The organism is Shewanella algicola (assembly GCF_014648035.1).
GTDB lineage: Bacteria > Pseudomonadota > Gammaproteobacteria > Enterobacterales > Shewanellaceae > Shewanella > Shewanella algicola.
Window position 1 is genome coordinate 1 of the sequence record NZ_BMQI01000012.1, and the last position, 23237, is coordinate 23237.

17 protein-coding genes are annotated in these 23237 nt (G+C 41.6%); 7 read left to right on the plus strand and 10 right to left on the minus strand.

All coding sequences use genetic code 11. The features are described 5' to 3' along the window. Positions 1-484 precede the first annotated feature (484 nt). The 3 genes from IEY42_RS06805 to IEY42_RS06815 are packed head-to-tail and all read right to left on the minus strand — an operon-like array spanning position 485 to position 5402. Positions 485-742 (minus strand): response regulator, encoded by a 258-nt coding sequence (locus IEY42_RS06805; protein WP_268244262.1) that lies wholly within the window; start codon positions 740-742, stop codon positions 485-487. 13 nt (positions 743-755) lie between these two features. Further along, complete coding sequence (locus IEY42_RS06810; protein ID WP_188924557.1) at positions 756-2924, minus strand: histidine kinase dimerization/phospho-acceptor domain-containing protein; 2169 nt, start codon at positions 2922-2924, stop codon at positions 756-758. 18 nt (positions 2925-2942) lie between these two features. After that, complete coding sequence (locus tag IEY42_RS06815) at positions 2943-5402, minus strand: EAL domain-containing protein (protein ID WP_188924558.1); 2460 nt, start codon at positions 5400-5402, stop codon at positions 2943-2945. Positions 5403-5575: 173 nt separating this feature from the next. Here IEY42_RS06815 and IEY42_RS06820 point away from each other — a divergent pair, with 173 nt between their 5' ends. From IEY42_RS06820 to IEY42_RS06830, 3 genes are all read left to right on the plus strand, one after another. Then, entirely contained in the window at positions 5576-8707 is a 3132-nt protein-coding gene (locus tag IEY42_RS06820) for a CHASE domain-containing protein (protein WP_188924559.1), read from the plus strand. A gap of 229 nt (positions 8708-8936) precedes the next feature. Further along, positions 8937-9902, plus strand: a complete 966-nt coding sequence (locus IEY42_RS06825; protein ID WP_188924560.1) for an ABC transporter substrate-binding protein — start codon at positions 8937-8939, stop codon at positions 9900-9902. A 3-nt stretch (positions 9903-9905) separates the two neighbouring features. Next, a complete protein-coding gene (locus tag IEY42_RS06830) occupies positions 9906-11234 on the plus strand; it encodes a diguanylate cyclase domain-containing protein (RefSeq protein WP_188924561.1) in 1329 nt (442 codons plus the stop codon). Here the strand turns inward: IEY42_RS06830 and IEY42_RS06835 are convergent. Further along, positions 11204-11761 carry a hypothetical protein gene (locus IEY42_RS06835; RefSeq protein WP_188924562.1) on the minus strand — a complete coding sequence of 186 codons (558 nt, stop codon included), beginning with the start codon at positions 11759-11761 and terminating at the stop codon, positions 11204-11206. The genes IEY42_RS06830 and IEY42_RS06835 overlap by 31 nt on opposite strands. A 141-nt stretch (positions 11762-11902) precedes the next feature. Here IEY42_RS06835 and ubiD point away from each other — a divergent pair, with 141 nt between their 5' ends. The 3 genes from ubiD (at position 11903) to IEY42_RS06850 (ending at position 14853) form a co-directional block, all read left to right on the plus strand. After that, complete coding sequence (gene ubiD / locus IEY42_RS06840) at positions 11903-13384, plus strand: 4-hydroxy-3-polyprenylbenzoate decarboxylase (protein WP_188924563.1); 1482 nt, start codon at positions 11903-11905, stop codon at positions 13382-13384. Between the two features lie 78 nt (positions 13385-13462). Further along, a complete protein-coding gene (gene fre / locus IEY42_RS06845) occupies positions 13463-14161 on the plus strand; it encodes an NAD(P)H-flavin reductase (protein ID WP_188924564.1) in 699 nt (232 codons plus the stop codon). 113 nt (positions 14162-14274) lie between these two features. Next, positions 14275-14853, plus strand: a complete 579-nt coding sequence (locus IEY42_RS06850; protein ID WP_188924565.1) for a nucleoside triphosphate pyrophosphohydrolase family protein — start codon at positions 14275-14277, stop codon at positions 14851-14853. 63 nt (positions 14854-14916) lie between these two features. Here the strand turns inward: IEY42_RS06850 and IEY42_RS06855 are convergent, their stop codons facing one another. From IEY42_RS06855 to uvrD, 4 genes are all read right to left on the minus strand, one after another. After that, positions 14917-15927: a hypothetical protein gene (locus IEY42_RS06855; protein ID WP_188924566.1), complete on the minus strand. Its 1011-nt coding sequence runs from the start codon at positions 15925-15927 to the stop codon at positions 14917-14919. 205 nt (positions 15928-16132) lie between these two features. Next, on the minus strand, positions 16133-17062 hold the full coding sequence (locus IEY42_RS06860; protein WP_229779953.1) for an alpha/beta hydrolase: 930 nt from the start codon (positions 17060-17062) through the stop codon (positions 16133-16135). 32 nt (positions 17063-17094) lie between these two features. Then, the gene (gene ubiA, locus IEY42_RS06865) at positions 17095-17955 is read right to left on the minus strand and encodes a 4-hydroxybenzoate octaprenyltransferase (protein WP_188924633.1); all 861 of its coding nucleotides are present in this window, start codon (positions 17953-17955) and stop codon (positions 17095-17097) included. A 36-nt stretch (positions 17956-17991) separates the two neighbouring features. After that, positions 17992-20175, minus strand: coding sequence for a DNA helicase II (gene uvrD, locus IEY42_RS06870; RefSeq protein WP_188924567.1), 2184 nt, complete (start codon positions 20173-20175; stop codon positions 17992-17994). Between the two features lie 199 nt (positions 20176-20374). On the opposite strand from uvrD, the gene IEY42_RS06875 reads away from it, so the two are divergent. Further along, positions 20375-21253, plus strand: coding sequence for a LysR family transcriptional regulator (locus tag IEY42_RS06875; protein ID WP_188924568.1), 879 nt, complete (start codon positions 20375-20377; stop codon positions 21251-21253). Positions 21254-21332: 79 nt separating this feature from the next. Here the strand turns inward: IEY42_RS06875 and IEY42_RS06880 are convergent, their stop codons facing one another. Further along, a complete protein-coding gene (locus IEY42_RS06880) occupies positions 21333-22286 on the minus strand; it encodes an SPFH domain-containing protein (RefSeq protein ID WP_188924569.1) in 954 nt (317 codons plus the stop codon). Continuing rightward, positions 22286-23215 (minus strand): SPFH domain-containing protein, encoded by a 930-nt coding sequence (locus tag IEY42_RS06885; RefSeq protein ID WP_188924570.1) that lies wholly within the window; start codon positions 23213-23215, stop codon positions 22286-22288. The genes IEY42_RS06880 and IEY42_RS06885 overlap by 1 nt, the downstream gene beginning before the upstream one ends. Positions 23216-23237: the final 22 nt, after the last annotated feature.

Genomic DNA, 23237 nt, shown 5'->3' on the forward strand with positions numbered 1-23237 from the left:
TGCGTGGAATTTAAGTGTTCACGATAAAACCGGAATCGGTGTTCACCATCACCGGAATACGCACTCTGCGCAGGGTAGCGCTTAAAAATAATAATAAATGCAATGCAAACAAAGCCCCAAAGCAAACTATGCTTTGGGGCTTTAACTTATACAATCCTTATTAGCATGAGATCTATTTTTGGCTGCTTCACTAGGACCCAGTAAAATGAAAATGATTGCTGGTGCAGTCATCTACATCAAAGGTATTTGAAGCTGTAATGGGGTTTATGATACCGCCAGGAAGGGGCAAACTTTTCAGTTTGGTCTTCTTTGTTAGTCTTTCTAAAAGTATGACTGAATGGATGTTGGAGGTAGACGTTGTCGAGCGCACATGTTTTTTTAATAGGTCATCAAAAGACTGTCTCGAATACCGCACCGATAATTTTCACCAAAAGAGCCGATTCTAATGCGGATTGATATTATACCCATTCAACCATTCACTCAGCTATGAAACATCAAGATCGGTTTGCTCTAACCAATACATAACTTTGTGTAAAAAAGCAGCTTTATCAATAGGTTTAGAAATAAAATCATCCATTCCCACTTTTAAGCACGCCTCGCGATCTCCTTCCATTGCATCGGCGGTCATCGCAATAATAGTCACTTCAGCCATCAGCTCACCAGCCTCACCACGCCGAATTAATTCAGTCGCCTTGTAACCGTCTAATATTGGCATTTGTCCATCCATTAACACCAATTGCAATTGGCTTTTATGCTCAATATTGTTTAGAAATAGACAAACCTAAACCGGTACCACCAAAGTCGCGAGTTATCGAACCATTCGCTTGAATAAAGGGCTTAAAAAGCTTTTTTTGCTGTACTTGAGAAATACCAATGCCATTATCGGTAATCGAAAACTCCACATTGATATTATCTGATTCATCAGCCCGTGTGCTGACCTTAACAATGACATAGCCTTCAGTTGAAAATTTAATCGCGTTACCAATCAAATTCACTAACACTTGTTTGATTCGATAAGGGTCACTGATTAACTTGCAGTGTGTTAATTCAACACTATCAAGTAATAAAATGAGGCCTTTTTCTTCGGCTTTAAGGGACATCATATTAATGACACCACACACATTGTCGAGCAAATCGAATGCGTCTAATTCGACTTGTAAATTGCCAGATTCAATTTTCGACAGATCTAACAGGTCATTAATTAATACCGTTAATGTCGCAATGCTATTTTTGGCCATCGCTAAATAGCCTAATTGCTTCTCTGATAAGTATTCACGTTTAAGTAATTCAACCATACCCCCGATCCCATTTAGCGGCGTGCGGATCTCATGGCTAATATTGGCAACAAATTCACTTTTTAGCTGGTTTGCCGAAATGGCTTCAGTCGTTGCTGTTTCTAATTCTTGCGTACGTTGAATCACCTGTTGCTCTAGAGACTCATTCATTTGCAGGATTTTTGTCTCACTTCTTCGCGAGTCAGTTACATCTCTAATAATGGCTGAAATGCTACTCATGTTTTTATTGTTCACCGCGATTACAGGCGACAAATTCACCGACAATACTTTGTTTTGAGCGCCATGGGACCGCGATTCCAATGTCACAACCATATGTTCTTTAGCATCAAATACTCTAGTAATTAAGGCTCTATCTAAAACCTTGTGCCCACCGGCCTCACCAACAGCATCCAGTAGGCTAGTATTCAGAGCCTCCTCTTCAGATAAACCAAATAAAAAGGTTGCAGATTCATTCCAGCTCAAAATCATGCCTTGGCGGTCAATACTGACTATGGCATCAGACGAGCCAGCAACGATCGCTTGATACAATGACTGATTATCATAGAGCACCATTATTTTATTAAGGTATTTTTGATACGTCTGTACCACGGCCACCAGCACTAACAAAATCACCAACAAAAGTAACATCATCATGTTACGTTGTTGAGCCCAAAGCGCATCAACTGCTTGTGCGGGGAGTAAACCTATAACGGTTAATTGTCGCTCTTCGTGTGTGGATAAAGAAAAAGATTTACCGATAGCCCAAAATGGTTGGTCGTCCAAGCTCACTTGTTGAATTTCACCCTCAAGAGGTAAAGGTGCTTGACCCGTTTGTGCCTGCCATGTTGAGTCTGGAATGTGTAAATCAAAACCAAAACTGAGTGCGGGATTGGGTGCAGTAATAAAATAGCCACTCGAATTTAAAATGGCTAATTCAAATAATGAATGTTTAAAGTCGCGTTGTAATTGCTCTAATAAAAAGCTGGCATCGATGTTTATAATCACAAAACCGAAATGCTCGCCTTGTGGGTCATAAAAAGGTTTGGCCACTCTAAACGTTGGCCAAATAGGGGTTTCAATCACCCCATATTCTCGATTTAAACTAATGTCTGAAATGTAGTTTTCATCTGATTTTAAGCTAGAGATAGCTGAAAAATACTCGCTAGAGCCTTTCTCTTGTAACAAGCTATCTGGTACTACAACAATTTTGTCGTTACGGCGCTCTACCCTGACAATCTCTCGGCCGTTATTTAACCGACTAATAAAGCGAACTTGGCGCACTTCAGGGTTAGTTTGAACAAATGCACTGAACATGTGTTGCAGTCGCCCCTGCCATTGCTGCCGAGTTGTTCCATCAATAGGATCAATGCCATTATTTTGCAGCGCCTGACTTAGGCCATTAACAGAAGGGCTCGCGCGTAAAAACAAGACTTTATTAGCGTAATCAGTAAACACCTTGTCCATTTCTTGCGCCGCGGTGTGGCTCAATTGTACTAAGGTTTTTTTATTACTCTCAATAATGGTTTGCTTTGCAATACTTGAATACACCAGAAAAAAAAGTAAGCAGCTACATCCAATGGCAAAATAACCTAAATAAGACAAGGTTTTATATCTGGCCTTATTATCACTATTCAACCATTGTTTGATCATAGTTACCCTTAAACTCAATTAACCCTTATGCTGTAAAATAAAGGCATTAAAGTCGCTAGCACTGAGCGGTCGACTAAACAAATACCCTTGTCCCATTAAGCAATCGAGTTCAAGCAACGCTTGCCGCTGTTCGTTAGTTTCCACACCTTCAGCAATCAGCGCTAACCCCATAGACTGCCCAAGGGAAATAATGGTTTTTACAATTTCATAATCATGCTTGTTGTTTAGCATATCCTTAACAAAAGACATGTCGATTTTCATGACATCAACATTAAACTTTTTCAAATAAGCCAAACTAGAATAGCCTGTACCAAAGTCATCAATAGAAATCTTTATTCCTAAAGACTTAAGTTGATACAACTTAGTTTGCATGTCAGCCGCATCAATCATCAACGCTGTCTCAGTGATTTCTAACTCAAGTAACTCAGCAGGTAATTGGTAATCATGGAGCGCTTTTTCAATAATATTGGCAAAATGAGGGTCAGCAAATTGTGCCACGGCCACATTGACCGAAATAGGAATATTTAAGCCCATATTTAACCAGGACTTAGCCTCTTGGCAAGCTTTGTATAACACCTGTTTACCCAGTTTGATGATTAAGCCGGTTTCTTCCGCTAAAGGAATAAACTCATTCGGGGAGATAAAGAGCCCTTCGCTATCGGTCAGTCTAACAAGGGCTTCTGCACCAACAATTTCATTGGTGGCTAAATTTATTTTGGGCTGGTAATGCACAAATAACTCATCATGAATAATGGCATTACGCAAACAAGTTTCCAGTTGATGGCGCTCACGTATTGAACTCTCTAAATCATGAGAGAAAAAGCTAAAGCGATTACGCCCTTCTTGCTTCGCACGATACATCGCCACATCAGCATGGCGCATCAATTCTTCAGCATCTTTAGCGTCATTAGGAAAAACACTGATCCCGATACTGACCGACACACTGAACTTTTGTTCTGCCAAAACAAAAGGTTCATGCATTGCTTCTACTAATTTTGTCGCAAGTACCGACGACGCTTCAACAGAATGTGCATCGCTCATTAAAATAACAAACTCATCGCCCCCCAGCCTTGCTAACGTGTAAGACGGTGGAATTAACGAACGCAGTCGCTGCGCCATTAAACAAATCATTTCATCACCCAGCTGATGCCCAAGCGAATCATTTAAATATTTAAAATGGTCAATATCCACCAATAGCGCCGCAGCTTTATTGCCAAATGACTCAGCCGCTGAACAGGCCACACTTAATCGGTCTTGCAATAAAATACGGTTAGGTAAATCCGTTAATTGGTCATGGTTTGCAAGGTGGCTCATTTTCATCGCCATTGCCATTGCTTCACTGACATCATGAAACACCATAATGGCACCAATGACTTCGCCATTTTCATTACGAATAGGTGCTGCCGAATCTTCAACAGCAAAAACTTGTCCACCTCGGGCGGTTAACTGGCTATTTAACGCCATAGCAACAATACGCTGCTCTCTCAATGCAATGTACAAAGGGTTAAGCAGTGTGTGGCGTGTATTAGAGTCACGCAATTGCATAACGGTTTCAATTTTTTGATGCAATGCATCCTTAATCCGCCAGCCCGTCATACGCTCAGCAATCGGATTCATAAAAGTGATTAACCCTCTGGTATCGGTGGCAATGACCGCATCGCCAATTGAGTTAAGCGTGACGCGTAAGCGCTCTTTCTCTGAATACAAAGCCTGTTTGGCATGCTTTACCTCAGACACATCTACCAGCGTGACTAAGTAACCATCAATACCCACCGCCGATTTCATTTTTGACTGAAAGACTTCGTAAAAACTCATACCAAGTTGATTTTTGACTGTGACAATATACTTCAACGGCTCAGAGGTGGTTTGTTTTTGGTGTCTCAGTACTGCGGCGCTTAATTCAGGAGGAAAAATAGTAGAGATATGTTGACCATCGATATGCCCGATTAACGTTTCAAACCAGTTACCAGAGTAATCATTGCTGAATAAGTTGTTGCCCGAAGAATCCCAATAAGTGATCAACATAGGGACTTGATTCACGAGTTGTTGTAATTCTTCTTTCGCTTTAACAATAAGGTGGTTTTGCTGCCTAAATTGAAGTTGCGTATGCACACGTAAACAGCAAATAGAGGCATTAAACGGTTTGGTAATAAAATCTACACCGCCACTTTCGAGTGCCAAACGTTCAAACTCAGGCTCGGTATGACCTGTAATAAAAATAATGGGGATATCACTGTAACGAGGATCCGCTTTAAGAGCACGACAAACTTGCCAGCCATCCATATCGGGCATTTCGATATCAAGTAGAATGACGTCGGGTTTAATTTTATCGATTAACGCAAATGCATTACTGCCCGATTCTGAAAAATATATATTGCCAAGAGGAGATAAAATATCTTCTAAAACAAATATATTTTGAATATCATCGTCAATAATCAAAATACGATAAACGGTATTGGTGTAACCCGATAACAACATGATGCGGTAACTCCTTTTTTCTTAAAACAACATCCATTTACACAAAACATATGGTGTAAGCTTTTTCACTTTACTGATTTTTACATTGAATTAACCACTAAAAAACAGTTAGGTTAACTTAGTTTAGCTGTGTAACCACTTTTATACATCGAAAGTTCATTACAGGTAGCAGAATGCTTAATCGTTTAACAAAACAAACGCAAACCAAAAGCTATAAATGGGCAAACTTTACGTCAATAATACTCTTATTAACAGGATTATTCATCGCAATAATGCTCAAGAATAATATTGAAATACAGAACGACGCACTGATTAAATCCAAGTTAACCCAACACAGTAATCAAGTCAGCCAGGAGGTTAAAGACCGTATTCAAAAATTTGAATACGGCTTACAAGGATTGAGAGGCGCCATCAATACAACAGGATTTGAGCATTTTAATTATCAGCAAAATTTAGCTTACTTTCAAAGCCGAGATTATCCAAGAGAGTTTCCTGGTGCACGTGGGTTTGGAGTGATTAGTGTTACACCAAAAGCGCAATTAAATGCATTCTTGCAAAAGGCGAGTCAAGATCGTCAGCAAGCCTTTACCTTAAAACAGCTTAATACCTCTCAAGACCCGCTTTTTATTGTTAAATACATCGAACCTGAGCAACCTAACATTGAGTCTCTAGGGTTAGATATTGGTTCAGAGCCTAATCGTCGTAGAGCGGCATTGTCTTCCGCAGTGGCCAATTCGGCCTTACTGACAGCGCCAATCACCTTAGTGCAAGCAGACAACAAAATAAATCATGGATTTCTGCTATTACTGCCTATATACGATGCGCCCAACAAGTCGAATGTCATGCCTGCTGAGCTACTTGGCTGGGTTTATGCTCCGTTGCTTATTAATGATATTTTAAAAACAATAACCGAACAGCAAAATAATCTAAACCTGACCATTAGTGATATCAGCCCAACCGAAAATGTGCCATTTTTCACCTCAACCACCTACAACAGTAAAAATGATCAGCTCGTACTTGAAAAAAGCCATACCGTTGAAAACATCATTGAAGTATATGGTCGTCAATGGGCAGTTCAATTAACCCCTGAAAAACAATGGCTTGCAACAATGAACTTACCCAACCCACAACAAGTATTTGGTATTACCCTCAGCAGTACTGTATTTCTGATTATTGTTTTGCACATGTTTTTGCGCTACATCACTCGGAGAATGGATAGTGTTAGACAAAAAATATCGTTATCTTCTTTTATCGAAAACTCATCGGAATGCTTAATCGGTGTCGACAGTGCTTTTACTATCCTCAACTGGAATCAATCTGCAGAAACTATTTTTAACTTGCAAAAATTTGTTTCAGAAAAAAAACCTATTATTAATTACTTAAGTGATGGTATTAGCACCGATGTCCTGATTGCCTATTTTAAAAAGGTCGCTCGAGGCAAGCGAATCAATAAAATTGAATTTTCTCATCAGGTACATGGCCACGCAGATACGCGTTCATTAGTATTAACGATTACGCCATTGCTCAAAAACAATCTTTTTTTAGGTGCCAGCTTTACCATCAACGACGTATCTGAATTCAAAGCGTTACAAACCCAATTACAACAACACAATACTGAGCTTAAAACCAAAGTTGATGAAAACACCATTGAAATAGAGCAGGCAAACTTATTTCAGCAAAATATCCTCAATAGCAGTCAAGTCGTTATTATTGCAACAGACGCAACAGGGGTGATTACCTTTTTCAGTAGCGGCGCGGAGCAACAACTCCGTTATAATGCAGATGAAATTCTGGGTAAAAACTTAACAAGTTTCATGAGTGGAGTCGCCCAGGCAAATAGCGACTTACCATCAAATACCGAAATAACCAACCACACACCGCCAATTGACGGTAAAGATAACAATCTATTCAACTATGTAGAACAGCAATTACAACAGCAGCAACACCTCTCTTTTACGTGTCGATTAAAGCAAAAATACGGCGACTACAAACAGGTTAACTTGCATGTTTCAGCGATGAAACGGCGGCGCTTAGGCACTACAGGATTTGTTTTTTTTGCAGAAGATTTAACCGAAAAAAATGCATTACGAAAACAACTTAACTTAATCAGTGCAGCAGTTGAACACTCTCACAGTATTCTGCTTTGGTTAACTTTAGATGGAATCATTGTCCGCAGTAATCCATATGCCAACAAAGAACTTGGATACAGTACTAACGAGATGCTCTGTCAGCATATCGACAACTTACTCACGCCTAATACTGAACAAACATGGGAAGACACTAAACTCAAACTGTTGAACAGTCAGCACCAAGGTATGGCATATCAATTCATTACAGCGCAAAAGGACATTCTAAGGGTACAATTATCAGCAGAATTATTAAGCAGTGATAATACTGAATACATTTTTATCGAAGCCAAACAAGTTAACGGGCAATCACAGATAAGTGACAAGCAAATGAACAGTTTCACAGCAATAGCTAACAGCCCTAAATTGGCCAATCCCACTAATGTGTCTGCCTCAACAAAGGCACAAAGTGAATCGAGCATAACACCAATACATCAGTTAGCGCCTTCAGAACCTGTTATACCTGAAATACCGGTTACATCCAAAAGCGCTCTTACACCACAAACCTCAGCAGCACCTGATGATGCAACCACAATAAAGGACAATGCGCTTGACTCATTTTGTCATCAACATCACATCGACTTTACTAAAGCGCTAACTCGTCTCAGTGGCAATAAAACTGTCTATGCTAAAGCGCTGGAGTTATTTATCAACGACCTCACTGAGTACTCAGCAATAGAGACATTAAAAGCTGATGATAACTCAGGGCTAAAAATGATGTTCCATACTTTAAAAAGTTCTGCGGCAACCTTAGGCTTTAATGCGCTAGCCCTGTTTGCAGGCCAACAAGAAAACATGATTAAAACGGGCGATCAATTTAATAAAAAAGAGATGATTAACGAGTTCGCTCTACAGGCTAATATGGCGCTTCCTACTGCCAAAGATTTGTTACAACTGCTGCAAAGCAAGTTGCCGCAAAAAGCCCCCATACAACCGATTGACTCTGCCCCCCAAGTAACCGATGAATATTTGGCGACATTTGAAATATTAAGAGAAGAACTCCAGCTCTTTAATATGAATGCTTCAACGACCTTGCTCAAAGTGGCACCCACACTAAATGCCATCGCACCAGATAAATATTTGGCACTCGAGTCAGAAATGAAAGTGTTAAATTATCAGCAAGCTGAAGTTATCCTTAATGAGCTTTACCCAATATTAATTGAGCGCATGGATAACTGAATTGAATCAACCATAGTGATCAATAAATAATTTGCTGTTAAAAAAATAGCCATCGAATACTTGGGTTAATACTTTTGAATTACGGTAATCATTCAGAGTTTAAAAAAATTGAAATATTAGCAATATTTTCCTCCAATTTTATATACACTCACTACACTTAGGCTTACCGAACTCCAACAGACAATATTTAATGACGATACCGCTTACAAGGTTTATATACAGAGTGTTTATGCTGGGCATCATAGCCTGCTTAACCAGTTGTGAGCCTTCAAACAATGCATTGACTTCTGAAGCATTACAAAAACCGATTAAAATAGCCGTATCTAACACTCCATTATCGGCACCATTATTTATTGCACAGCAACAAGGTTATTTTAAACAAAATAATTTAAACGTTGAATTAGTCAGATTTAACGGTGGAGTAAAATGTTTTAACGCCATGGTTAATCATGAAGTTGACTTTGCCACCTCGTCAGAAACCGTTGTGATGTTTAATAGCTTTAAACGCACCGACTTTTCTGTATTGGCCAGCTTTGTTGAATCAGATAATGACATCAAGTTACTCAGTCTTAACCCGCAAAAATATAAGCACCTCGACAATCTAGCTAATGCTCGAATTGGTATAATAAAAGGCAGTGCCAGTGAGTTTTTCTTAGACAGTTTATTAATTATGTACAATAAGACTCAACAGCCAATACAACGCATCTATTTAAGCTCAGAACAACTGTTACCCGCCCTATTAAATGACAAAGTGGATATTATTTCGGCCTGGGAGCCACTAAGTTATTTACTCTCTAAAAAAATGTCACGCTCGCCCGAAATTATTAACAGTCGTGGTTTGTACCATTTATCATTTAATCTTATTGGCCTAAAAGATTCTCATATTGAAAAAGATCAAAAATTGTCATTACTCAAAGCCATTAATCAAGCCACTGAATTTCTCAATAAATCTCCCAAACAAGCGCAACAGAATATTAGTCAAGTGCTCGAAGTAGACGCTCAACAATTGCAATATTCGTGGAGCGACTATACTTTTAGACTGTCGCTGAGTAATGCTCTGTTTTCTAATATTCAAACTCAAAGCCAGTGGGCAATAGACAATCAATTAGTTCCACGAGAAAACCGTGTCGATTTTAGACTCATATTTGATAGACAACTTCTTGAAACCTATACAAACCAAGAGGCGGGTTGGTAAATCATGATGTTATCTAAGCGCCTTAAACTCACTGCGATGCTTTGCTCAATACTGACCTTTGTTGTTGGATTGTCGTTGGTGCAGGTACATAATTATCAACAACAAATTTATCGTCAGCTTAACTACTCGATGAAGCTGCAACTGAAAATTGACAGTTTGCGCAGCCAACTTTGGCTGTATCAAGAATACACAGATGAACAAGGATTGACAGAACTGAACAATCGACAAGCTGAATTAGCCTCTGAGTTGTCGCAAAACATTGATTGGGATCCACAGCAAAAGCTCATTATTCAAAATATTAATCGGCTTAATACCAATGTGAGAACCTTAATTAATACTCAAAATAACTACCATAATCCGCAAGCCGCTCAACCCATCACACTGGCAGCAGAACGTTTATTTAAAGCCAAGTACAGTATGGTCATTGAAGAGATGACCGAAGAAATGTTTCGTTTACATCAATTTTCAGTCACCCAGGCCAAAACCAAGCAACAAACCCTATTATGGTTAGTCGGAGCCATATTACTGATGCTCGCATTATTAGTCACAGCATGGTCATTTATGACCTTAACCCGCTTTAAAAAAGGTTTAGCATCGTTAAATAGCGGTATGGAGGCTCTCGCCTCAGGTGATTTAACCAGTCGAATTGTGTTTAGCGATGCAGACGAGCTGTCTGCACTGGCCCATAACTTTAACTTAATGAAACAATCACTCACTCAAATTACCGTTAAAAAAGATAGCCTTAAACAGGAGGTTGACCGGCAAACCCATAAGCTCATTGAACAACAAGAACGGCTTATTTTTTTGGCGGAGCATGATGAATTAACCGGCATATATAATCGCCGTGCTTTTATTAAAAAAATCGACAACGCCATTCCCAGAGACTTACGCTCAGATAATCAAGCGGCTTTATTGTTTATCGACCTCAATAAATTTAAGCAAATTAATGATTCACTCGGTCATAGCATTGGTGATGAAGTCATAGTCACTATTGCACAGCGCTTAATAAAAAACCTCAGGTCAACGGATATTGCAGGCAGGCTCGGGGGAGATGAATTTGTTGTCTGGCTCGATTTAATCAGTGAGCCAATTAATATCGATCAAAAAATTGAGCAACTATTAAACACCATCAAAAAACCGATCAAAATTGCAGACAACACCTTTGAAGTAGGGGCAAGCATTGGTATTAGCATATTACCCAAAAATGGACTCAGTAGCCGCGAGCTTATTAGCGCCGCAGATACAGCAATGTATCAAGCCAAAGCCAATCATAACCTCGACTATTGCTACTACACCGATGATCACGGAGTCACGATTTTAGCAACCTCGTAAGTTTGCGTATTCCAATCAAAATAATATTCAACGCCTTGCCACTCGTAAACCGTACCATTGTCGGTTTGAATCACTTTGGCGTTTTCAGGTAAGCGACTCAAGCCACTGCTCACTTCAGTGTATGTTGTAGTTTGCTGCGGCGCAGCATTAACCGTAACAGGCTGCTCAACCGTGCGATATTGAGTACTTGGTATCGGGTTTATTACACTGTATGGGTAAACACCCCGATAATGATTAATACCCCATCCATAATTAAAGTGGCTATTAATGCCATTGCGCCAACTAATACCAATACTTGGGCCCCAACCGTAATTGTTCCAACCCAGTCCCCAGCGCCAAGGGTTGTATCGAGTATGAGATTGACGATGCTTAGGCCGATGATGCTGTCCTCTCACAGAGTGAGACTCACGGTTAAGTCGTTCATCATTCAGTGGTGCTTTAGCCTGTACAGGTAAAATGGCACAGACACACAAACAGGCACTGACAACAGCTGTGCTCAGTAATACTCGGGAATTGTTTATGTTCATCACTCACCTCTCACAAGCGCATCGATATAAGTTATTTTACGCTAAGTCCGGATAAAGTCGATATCCACCATTTTGCTTAACCCTATATTAGAAAAATGCTATAGTGCGCGCCATATTGGATTTGATATTCAGGCGGTAACCATGAGTTTTAAGGATTTACGCAGCTTCATAGCGCATTTAGAAGCCAGTGGTGAACTCAAACGTATTAGTCACCCTGTTGACCCTTATTTAGAAATGACTGAGATTGCTGATCGTGTTTTACGATCGGGCGGTCCCGCGCTGTTATTCGAAAACCCAACCAATCACACCATGCCGGTATTGGCCAATCTATTTGGCACCCCAAAACGTGTTGCTATGGCATTAGGTAAAGACGACCCCATTGCACTGCGTGAAGTGGGTGAATTATTAGCATTTTTAAAAGAGCCTGAACCACCAAGCGGCTTTAAAGATGCGATTGCTAAAATCCCGATGTTTAAGCAGGCATTAAATATGCCGCCCAAAACGGTACGCAATCCCCCTTGTCAGCAAGTGGTTAAAACCGGAGATGAGGTTGATCTCACAACTTTACCGATCCAACATTGTTGGCCAGGAGATGTTGCGCCATTGGTCACCTGGGGCTTAACCATTACCAAAGGTCCGCGCCAAAAACGTCAAAATTTGGGGATTTATCGTCAGCAACTATTGGGTAAAAACAAACTCATTATGCGCTGGTTAGATCACCGTGGCGGCGCGTTAGACTTTAAAGACTTTAAGCAACAACATCCCGGCGAACGTTATCCAGTGGTAGTGGCATTAGGCAGTGACCCTGTCACGATTTTAGGTGCCGTAACCCCTGTACCAGATTCAATGAGCGAATACGCCTTTGCAGGTTTACTGCGCGGCGAGCGCACCGAAGTTTGTAAAGCCATTAGCTGCGATTTAGAAGTCCCTGCCACCAGCGAAATCATTTTAGAAGGCTATATCGACCCGGATGAAACCGCGGAAGAAGGCCCATATGGCGATCACACTGGTTATTATAACGAAACCGACTCATTCCCAGTATTTACGGTAACCCATATCACTCACCGTAAAGATGCGATTTATCACAGTACCTATACCGGCCGTCCACCTGATGAACCTGCCATGTTGGGTGTTGCATTAAACGAAGTGTTTGTGCCGATTTTGCGTAAGCAATACCCTGAGATTGTCGACTTTTACTTACCGCCAGAAGGCTGTTCGTATCGCATGGCAATCATATCCATTCGCAAACAATACCCAGGACATGCCAAACGGGTCATGATGGGCGCGTGGTCTTTCTTACGCCAATTTATGTACACTAAGTTTATTGTCATTGTTGACGAAGATGTCAATTGCCGTGATTGGCAGGATGTCATTTGGGCCATTACGACTCGTATGGACCCAACCCGCGATACCATGCTGGTTGACAATACCCCAATTGATTATCTCGACTTTGCCTCGCCAGTGGCAGGCTTGGGGTCAAAAATGGGCTTAGATGCTACAAACAAATGGCCAGGTGAAACCACCCGCGAATGGGGCACACCAATTGTGATGGACCCTGAAGTGAAACAAAAAGTGGATCAAATTTGGGATGATCTCGGCATAGACGACATACCTACATTATAGCCAAAGTGATCCCCCTTAGAGGCGATTAGCTATAATGAAGCGATTGAAGATATTTAAAAAGGGCATAAAGGACGTTAGATGAAAACCATTCGTTGTCAGATTGAAAAAGTCACCCCGTTTAATGACGCGGTTTACCAAGTATTGTTGAAACCAGAAACCGCCTTTGACTTTAAGGCTGGCCAATACTTGAGTGTGGTCATGGGTGAAAAAGACAAACGTCCTTTTTCTATTGCTTCTGCACCTAATGCTGAATTAATAGAATTACACATTGGCGCTGCAGTAAGCGAAAGCTACCCAATGCAAGTAGTAGAGCGTCTAAAAACCTCAACGCATATCGACATTGAAGCCCCAGCTGGTGACGCATATTTACGTAGCGACAGCCACAGACCACGCATTTTAATTGCCGGCGGCACAGGTTTCTCTTACATCAAAAGTATTGTTGAGCAACAAATAGCTAACGGTGAAACCGTCAACACTAAGTTTTATTGGGGTTGCCGCAATGAAGATGCCATGTACTATCAAGAAATTGCCCGTAAATGGCATACAGAAAACGAATGGCTAGAGTTTATCCCAACCATCGAAGAAGTCAGCGAGACCTGGCAAGGTAAACAAGCTAACCTGCTTGAACAGATTAAGCATGATTTTATCAGCTTAAATGGTTACGACATTTACATCGCTGGCCGTTTTGACATGGTAGGCGCTGCACGTGAGTTATTCCGCGAACTTGGTGTTGAAGAAGCACACTTATATGGCGATGCTTTCGCATTTATTAAATAAGTATTGAGCGTCTGTTATGGCTCACTACGCCCATAAAAAACCGGCAATCTTGTCGGTTTTTTTATCGCATTCAATTTATTATTTTTAAACATTTTTACGATTAAGGTAGCCCGATGAAACTCAGCCAATTAACTCAACCTATTTTTGACCACCTATACCGCGATATCTTTGAGTTTCGCAGCACCTTTGATTTACCCGTTAACGATTCAACAAGCCTTGATGATCAGGCCGACACCCTACACACCTCATTAATTATTGAGGAAATGACCGAGTTGACAGAAGCAGATTCGCGTATTGAACAAGCAGATGCAATTGTAGACTCTGTCTATGTATTAATGGGTCGTCTAGTGCACCTAGGTGCCGCTCAGGTGAGCGATCGTATCGAGATAAGCTATCTTATCGATTTACTATTGAACGTGGCTAAAAACCGCGAAATCGATTTCATTAAATGTTGGGATGAAGTCCACTCTAGCAACATGAGTAAAGTGTGCCGCAATGAGCAAGAACTTAATGAAACCATAGCCCATTACGCCCAACAAGGTGTTGAGATTGTTGGCAGCAAAAAAGGCGAGTTTATCATCGCTAAGTGCGCTAAAGATGTCGATATGGGGGGGAAAGTTGTTCGCCAGGGCAAAGTGCTAAAGTCAATTTATTACCGCCCAGCAGACTTAACGAGCCTAGTGCAAAATTAATAGAACTCATTTACCCCATAAAAATGCGCTTATAATGCGCATTTTTTATGGGGTTTATGCCGCTTACGATAATTTAGCGCTATTGAGCGTATTCATTAACTGCTGCGGCTCATCGACACTCAAATGTATCACTGTCATCGGTTCGGGTAACTGCCCCATACCGCCATGGTAAATAACCGGGCGATTTAGCTTAATAGTGACGTTACTTTGCCCCCCACCAATACTTATCGTCTCAGCATCCTCCTGATTTATTTCGGCTAACGGCTGATTTGTGACATCGGCAATATCAGTAAGGTTAATCACCATAAAGCCCCACAAAGAATTGTTAATCACTAAGTTATCTCTCATTAAATACAACGAGTAATAACGCGACAATCTGTGGTTAGCCACCATAGACATTAATGTGTAGCCAATAATGCTCGAGACAATAATCGCCACCCACTCGCTCCACGACACCAGTAAAAAATAACTGCTACATGATGCAATAATGCAACCGGTTAACATCAACCACACATGCCAGCGTGCGGCACTCTTAAGGTTAATGTTGGCAATGGCAGGCGGATGATTGCGTGAAAACCACGGAATAGCATAAAACCAGTTTGTAGCTTCGCTCGCCATAATCAGCGCAATCGTTAAACTTTTATCATCGCCTTCACGATAGGTTTCAACCGCGCCCACTCTAGGGTCGCCCTTAAGCTTGCGTACCTTTAATAATCCACGCACTACACTCACAATCAAATACAATTCAATAATGAGTAACACGGCAATAATCGGGTAGCGTAACCAGGCTATAAATTCAAAGTAGTGCGCTATTTCAGCAGGAAAGCTTAACCGTGCAACCAGGCTGCTTAAACTGAAAATAACAATTATCTTCCACTGTTTTTGAGCACCCTTTTTAATAATGCAATACCAATAACCCAATGGCAGTAATATAAAATACAGTGCAGAAATAAGGTACAAAGCTCGTTTGTCTGCATCGTTAGCTAACGTCTCTGGCGTCCAGTTAACACCTATCACGAAACTGAATATCATTAAGGCTAAAAAAACTAACCGGTACTTTATTGTTGCTCTCATTCAATACTCATCCTTGGGCTATTTTAATCACATTAATACCGTGTTCTAAGTAACCTAAACTCAGGTTAAGTATTGATATTGGGGTAATATGAATTTAAACAAGTTGTTAACATAACAATAAACCCGCCCTGCCACGAGGTAGGTTGCATACTAAGTTGTTACAAGAAATGACCGATACCTATGAGCTCGCTTTATCTAGCTTAAGTTAATCAGTACGTTTAAATAGCCACGACAAACCGTGAATCGCTGTCGTTGGAAACGCCATTGCATGATCTGCTTCTGGGATAACCAAGAGTTTTAATTGCAATGTACCCGCGTGAGTGGAGGGGTGAGAGTGAAGGGTTTGATAAAACGCCTGCGCGTCGGCCACCATTTGATGATTATCGTGGGTATAAGGCGGTCTTTCTAATTCGCCAATACCAATAAAGACCTTAGCGGATATGGCGCGAATTTGGCTAACGCCTTGAATAAATTGCTTTAACAAGTGCTTATTATCAAACCACAATGAAGGGCTGCCCAGCACATAGTTGGTAAATAATGTAGGTTGCTCCAGTAACACATATGCACCAAATAACCCTCCGAGCGAATTCCCCATAAAGGTATTTTGCTGGGTATCTACTCGATATTGATGTTCAACAAAAGGCATTACAGTTTCGCGTATAAAACGGAGGTGTCGCTTTGCCTCACCCGTGTTGAGCTTCCAGCTAGAGTCATGGCTTGGGGTATAATCTCGAATACGACTCGAGGCCCCTTTACTGCCCTTTTGATAGCCAATAGCGACCAAAATCGCCTGATGCATCACATTGCTATTCATGGGGAATCGCGTTGCGCCAGAGACCACTTGCATACTGTACATGCCATCTGTCATGTAGATAACAGGGTAATAGTGCGTGCTATTTTGCTGATAATTTTTAGGTAATTTGATCATCAACTGATAGTCACGACTGTCATCTTTAAGGGTAAATTGCTGGGTGCGGGGAATATTAACTACAGCAGCTGACGCATATGCTTCGGCCCACTGACTCGCAAGTTGTGATGGTACATTGTGGCTGTTTTCAGCACTAACAACCAAACTATACAGTGATAAATAACCACAGCACAACAAGCCAACAAAATGGTATAGCGTATTCATCATATTCAAGCATCCATGCCCATATTAGTAACGAACTAAACGAGATAATCTAGCGACAGTGCGATAAACAGTACCATCCCAGCCCAGTTATTATTTAAAAATGCCTTAAAACAAGGGGCACGTTCTCGGCGGTAAATTAACCCTTGCTGATATACTGCAAAACCAATAAAGCTCACAATGCCTAAAGCGTAAATCATGCCACGCTCGGCCATCAACCCAGCCATCACAAAACAACCTAAAGCCGCTAATTGAAACAAGCCGATAATATGTCGATCAAAGCGGCCAAATAAAATCGCGGTAGACTTAATCCCCACCTTTAAATCATCATCACGATCGACCATGGCATACATGGTGTCGTACGCGACAGTCCAGCACCAATTAGCCATAAACAGCCACCATGCTTCGACTGGGACCTCGCCTAATTGCGCGGCGTACGCCATCGGTATAGACCAACTCCACACTATGCCTAAAAACATCTGTGGCATATTGGTTACCCGCTTCATAAACGGGTACATTATGGTCAAAATAATCCCCACAACCGATAGTTGTACCACCAACATATTAAGCCAAAGCACTAAACTAAATGCCGCTAAACCAAGCACAACAAATAAGCTTAATGCCTCTTTGGTGCTGACCTCACCTGACACCAATGGTCGCATATTAGTACGCTCAACATGGGCATCTAAATTGCGGTCTGCATAGTCATTAATAATGCAGCCATTAGCGCGCATGATCACCACACCAATAATAAATATAATCAGCACTTTAGTATCTGGCATACCTTGGGCAGCCAACACCAGTGCCATTAAACATGGCCAAAATAAAAGTAGTGTGCCAATGGGCCTATCAATGCGCATTAAGCGGGCGTAGGCCCGTAATTTGTCAGATAATGACATTGATGTTGTCTCTCCGTGATATTGCACACTCACTCCTTAACAGCGTTCTAACTTAGCCAGTGACACTAACAACCATTTACTGCCAAAATCACTAAAATTAACTTGTACGCGGGCTTTTTCACCAGCCCCTTCAAAGTTAGTCACAACCCCTTCGCCAAACTTAAAGTGTTTCACTTTTGAACCTACTTTGTAACCCGTTGAGTTTATGCCGCTTGGCGCTTTAGAAGCAGTGCTTGAACGCGCAGGAAAGCGTTGACTTATCGAAGGAGCAACCTGAGCTCGTAAGCGAATTTGCTCAACAAACTTTTCAGGAATTTCATTAATAAAACGTGACGGACTGGCATAATCTTCACGGCCATAAATTCGCCGAGACTCGGCATAACTAATGTAAAGTTTCTGCATTGCGCGGGTCATACCGACATAACAAAGACGGCGTTCTTCATCTAAACGGTCGCCTTCATCAAGGGCCATTTTGCTCGGAAAAATGCCTTCTTCCACACCGGCCATAAACACCATAGGAAACTCAAGACCTTTGGCCGAGTGCAATGTCATTAGCTGCACGGCATCGGTAAAGGCATCAGCTTGCCCTTCGCCTGCCTCTAACGCCGCGTGCGACAAAAAGGCATTTAGCTCGCCCATGTCTTCAAGCTCTTCTGGCATTTCAAAACTACGTGCAGCGGTGACTAATTCATTTAAGTTTTCAATCCGCGCCTGGGCTTTTTCGCCTTTTTCTGCTTCATACATCGCCCGCAAGCCAGAGCGTTCAATCACACTATCGGCCATGCGATACAGCAACATATCGGCAGTGTCGGTGCGCATTGAGACAATGAGCTCTAAGAAACCATTCACGGCATTGGCAGCGCGCCCAGCAAGGACTTTTTCTTCTAACAAGCGCACACTGGCTTGCCATAAGGTTAACTGATGCAGCCTTGCGGTTGAGCGCACAATATCGAGAGTACGGCCGCCAATGCCACGAGCTGGCGTATTAACGACACGCTCGAATGCGGCATCATCATCTTTGTTATTAATAAGACGCATGTAACCCATAGCATCTTTGATTTCCTGGCGTTCGAAAAAGCGTAAACCACCGTAAATACGGTAAGCTAAGCCTTTATGTAAAAAGGCTTCTTCTAACACACGAGACTGCGCATTTGAGCGGTACAAAATCGCACATTCGCTTAAGCTGCCGCCTTTTTCTTGCCAGTCGCTAATGCGGCCAACAATAAATTTCGCTTCGTCCATTTCATTAAAAGCACAATAAACTGAAATAGGTTCGCCATCTTTATCTTCGGTCCATAACTCTTTACCTAAACGGTCAGGGTTATTGGCAATCACCGCGTTAGAGGCATTCAAAATATTCGCAGATGATCGATAATTTTGCTCTAATCGAATTGTTGATGCGCCGGGAAAATCTTTTAAAAAACGGTGCAAGTTTTCAATTTGTGCACCACGCCAGCCGTAAATAGATTGGTCATCATCACCCACAATCATCACATTGGCAGTATTACCGGCTAATACACGGATCCATGCATATTGAATGGCGTTAGTGTCTTGAAATTCGTCCACCAAAATATGACGAAAGCGTTCTTGATAATGGGCTAACAAATGCGGTTTATTAAGCCACAACTCATGAGCACGTAATAAAATTTCGGCAAAATCGACTAAACCCGCACGGTCGCAAGACTCTTGATAAATCTTATAAATATTGAGTAAGTTTTGTTCAATCGGAAAGCCACCCGCATCAATATGCTTAGGGCGTAAACCTTGGTCTTTTTTACCGTTAATATAGCCTTGAGCCTGACGCGGAGGATATTGCTTTTCGTCTAAATTAAGGCTTTTTAAGATGCGTTTAAGTAAACGCAACTGGTCGTCAGAATCAATAATCTGGAAGCTTTGCGGTAAATTGGCATCTTGATAATGAGTGCGTAATAACCGGTGAGCGAGACCATGGAAAGTGCCTATCCACATCCGCCCCATATTAGTGCCGACCACTTTTTCCACACGTTCACGCATTTCTGCTGCGGCTTTGTTGGTAAAAGTCACCGCCAAAATAGAATACGGACTTTGTTGCTCCACTTGCATTAACCACGCAATACGGTGGGTTAACACACGGGTCTTGCCACTGCCTGCACCCGCTAACACCAACATATTTGAAAGTGGCGCGCCGACTGCCTCACGCTGCTTATCGTTTAGGCCGTCTAATAATGATGATACGTCCATTCTTCCTCCCAGAAATCTGCGTGGCATTATATATCAATTAGCCCATAAATAGCGTGCAATAGTTTGCCTATTTGCACAATGATTGCGCAGATACATCAATAACAAAACCGTCACTCGCAACCACCAGCATTGCACTAAATTGACAATGGCAGACACCAAAATTACTATACAAATGAATATACTGACTTAGGCTGACACATTGAACATCAAAGATTTAGAGCTGTTTATTGCCGTGGCAAAATTAGGCAGCTTTTCTAAAGCGGCACAATCGCTCAACACTCGCCGTGCACTGGTCAGCCGCCGCATTGCCGAGCTAGAAAAGCAACTCGGCGCCCCCCTGTTTACCCGCACCACCCGAGTGATGACATTGACCGCATCGGGTAAACGCTATTTAGCCCAAATAACCCCATTGGTTCACCAACTTAACCATGCTGGAGATGTATTTAAGCACCGTCATGATGACGTTCAAGGTAGATTGACCGTTGGTTTACAGCCGTTTGTTGACAAGTTAATCGACCGACACATTGCTCATTTCATCCATACTTATCCGCAAGTACAGTTAGAAATAATGATTGTGCCAGGGCACCATCAAGACATTAAACGCTTAAACTTAGACTGCATGATTAATACCGGAAATGTCAGTAAAGACAATATCAGTAAGCAAAAACTCATGACTTTTGAGCGAAAAATGTATGCCAGCAGAGTGTATTTAGAAAAGTCATCTGTGATTGAAACGATTGATGATTTGCACTATCACTCTTTAATGGGCTATCGCTCTGCCGAAGGTATTTTAGAGCACCAATGGCAGTTTCAGCATGCTCAAATCAGCGCAAATTACAAAGTCATCTGCAGTGATTACAACTCCCTTTACCATTTTTGTTTAGGTGGCGCAGGCATTACTCTACTGCCGAAAATCATTGCGGTTGATGCCGTGGAGAACCAGCAATTAGTCAATGTATTACCTGAACTCAGCGCCGGTTTTACTGACATTAATATTCTGTACCCAAAAGACAATCGCTTGTCTGCCGTCGCAAAAGTGTTTACTGAGCACCTCACTGAAACCGTTAAATTAGCTTAAAGCCATATATCCTAGACCAACCAACAGCCAAAAAAAATGGGTCAGCAATGCTGACCCATTTGGTGTTTTATTCATTTATTTATTTTTTAGCAGTTTGTTTTTTATCGTCTTTTAGCCCAATACTGTCCATCCAGTATTCAAAGTTAACCAGATTACCTGGTAATACAATACGGCTGTCTTTTTTACTTAAGCCATCAAGCTGACGCATATATTGCTCGCCAAGCTGCATGCGCAATGCACTTTGGCCACCTTCAGCTGAAATAACCACGGCTAAACGCTCAATCGACTCAGAGGTGGCTTTTGCCAAGGTTAAAATCTCTTGCGCTTTACCTTCTGCTTCATTAATACGACGCTGCATTTCACCTTCTGAGCGGTTAATGGTTTCAGCCATTATACCTTCAGAGCGATTGATTTTACTTTGCTTGTCACCTTCACTCTTGGCCAATAATGCTCGGCGCTCACGTTCTGCATTCACCTGCATTTCCATGGCATTTTTTACCGTTTCTGGCGGGGTAATATTTTTAATTTCATAACGGTGCACTCTCATGCCCCACATAGAACCAGCTTCATCGAGTACTTCAACGACTTTGGCTGAAATTAAATCACGCTCTTCAAAAGTACGGTCTAAATCTAAGGTACCGATAACCGATCGCGTAGTGGTTTGAGCCAACTGAATCGCGGCATAACGGTAGTCGGTAATACCATAACTGGCTTTAACCGGATCGGTAACCGAAATATAAATTACTCCATCAACTTCAACGTTAACCTCATCACTTGAAAAACATTCTTGTGGTGGTACGTCGATGGTTTCCTCTTTTAAATCGTGAATATAGGCCACTTTATCAATAAATGGGATAAGTGCATGAAAGCCCGCGTCTAAGGTGCTGTGGTACTTACCTAAACGTTCAACAATATAAGCTGACTTAGTCGGTACAAGACGGATTGATTGAAACAACTTAAGCACAAAAATAGCAAAAATTGCGCCCCAAATAATCATGACAGCAAAGTCAGTATCTACTCCATTAATTGACATTAGCGTGCTCCTTTTGCTGATGGACTGCTTACCGCGTGGGTCACTTGTTCCATGCCTTCAAAAAAACCTTCAAGCTTGGCCATTTCAGCCGGAACCACCGAGACTTGAGCCTCAGTTAAAATCTTGCCCACTTGGCCAATAAATTGTTCTTTAAGCAACATATTCATTGCATCATTGCCACCGTTGATGGCTAATGCCTTACAAATCATTTCCATGCCTTCTGCTTTTGCATTGGCCACAATTGAAATTTCTTGTCCGGTACCAATGGCTTCATTAATACGTCGTTGTTTTTGTCCCTCTGATAAATTAATGGCTTCTTGACGCTCACCTTGCGACATATTAATCATCGCGGCTTTTTCAGCGTTGGCCAAAGTGATTTCAGCGCGCTTGCTACGCTCTGCTTCCATTTGTTTTTCAAGAGTATGAATAACATGACGAGAGGGGGTAATATTTTTAATCTCGTAGCGTAAGACTTTAATTCCCCACGGGTCGGAGGCCTTATCGATTTCGCGCACAATCGACTCATTCAAACTGTCACGCTCTGAAAAAGTTTGCGATAAGGTTAACTTACCGATTTCTGAACGCATCGTGGTTTGCGCCAAGTTAACAGCTGCGCGGCGATAGTTTTCAATCCCATAACTGGCAAGCTTACCATCCATCACTTTGAGGTAAACCAGGCCATCAACTTCAAGCTGTGTATTGTCTTTTGATATACAACTTTGTGGTGGTACATCTAATACTTCTTCACGGGTATCATGACGATAAGCCACCCGATCCACAAACGGCACTAAAAAGTGAAACCCGGGCGCTAATACAGTACGAAACTTCCCCAAACGTTCAATCACATGCACTTCGCGCATAGGCACGATGAGCATCAACTTGTATAAAATGAATAAAATAAATAAAAATGCGATGGTTAACACAAACATACTCACTCCTTTATTAAAATGT

Coding starts and splice junctions, on each gene's coding strand:
- IEY42_RS06825 (WP_188924560.1), top strand. CDS start 8,937: ATGCTGGGCATCATAGCCTGCTTAACCAGTTGTGAGCCTTCAAACAAT.
- IEY42_RS06815 (WP_188924558.1), bottom strand. CDS start 5,402: ATGTTGTTATCGGGTTACACCAATACCGTTTATCGTATTTTGATTATT.
- IEY42_RS06810 (WP_188924557.1), bottom strand. CDS start 2,924: ATGATCAAACAATGGTTGAATAGTGATAATAAGGCCAGATATAAAACC.
- IEY42_RS06885 (WP_188924570.1), bottom strand. CDS start 23,215: ATGTTTGTGTTAACCATCGCATTTTTATTTATTTTATTCATTTTATAC.
- uvrD (WP_188924567.1), bottom strand. CDS start 20,175: ATGGACGTATCATCATTATTAGACGGCCTAAACGATAAGCAGCGTGAG.
- IEY42_RS06820 (WP_188924559.1), top strand. CDS start 5,576: ATGCTTAATCGTTTAACAAAACAAACGCAAACCAAAAGCTATAAATGG.
- ubiD (WP_188924563.1), top strand. CDS start 11,903: ATGAGTTTTAAGGATTTACGCAGCTTCATAGCGCATTTAGAAGCCAGT.
- IEY42_RS06880 (WP_188924569.1), bottom strand. CDS start 22,286: ATGTCAATTAATGGAGTAGATACTGACTTTGCTGTCATGATTATTTGG.
- IEY42_RS06855 (WP_188924566.1), bottom strand. CDS start 15,927: ATGAGAGCAACAATAAAGTACCGGTTAGTTTTTTTAGCCTTAATGATA.
- IEY42_RS06850 (WP_188924565.1), top strand. CDS start 14,275: ATGAAACTCAGCCAATTAACTCAACCTATTTTTGACCACCTATACCGC.
- IEY42_RS06835 (WP_188924562.1), bottom strand. CDS start 11,761: ATGAACATAAACAATTCCCGAGTATTACTGAGCACAGCTGTTGTCAGT.
- IEY42_RS06830 (WP_188924561.1), top strand. CDS start 9,906: ATGATGTTATCTAAGCGCCTTAAACTCACTGCGATGCTTTGCTCAATA.
- fre (WP_188924564.1), top strand. CDS start 13,463: ATGAAAACCATTCGTTGTCAGATTGAAAAAGTCACCCCGTTTAATGAC.
- ubiA (WP_188924633.1), bottom strand. CDS start 17,955: ATGTCATTATCTGACAAATTACGGGCCTACGCCCGCTTAATGCGCATT.
- IEY42_RS06860 (WP_229779953.1), bottom strand. CDS start 17,062: ATGATGAATACGCTATACCATTTTGTTGGCTTGTTGTGCTGTGGTTAT.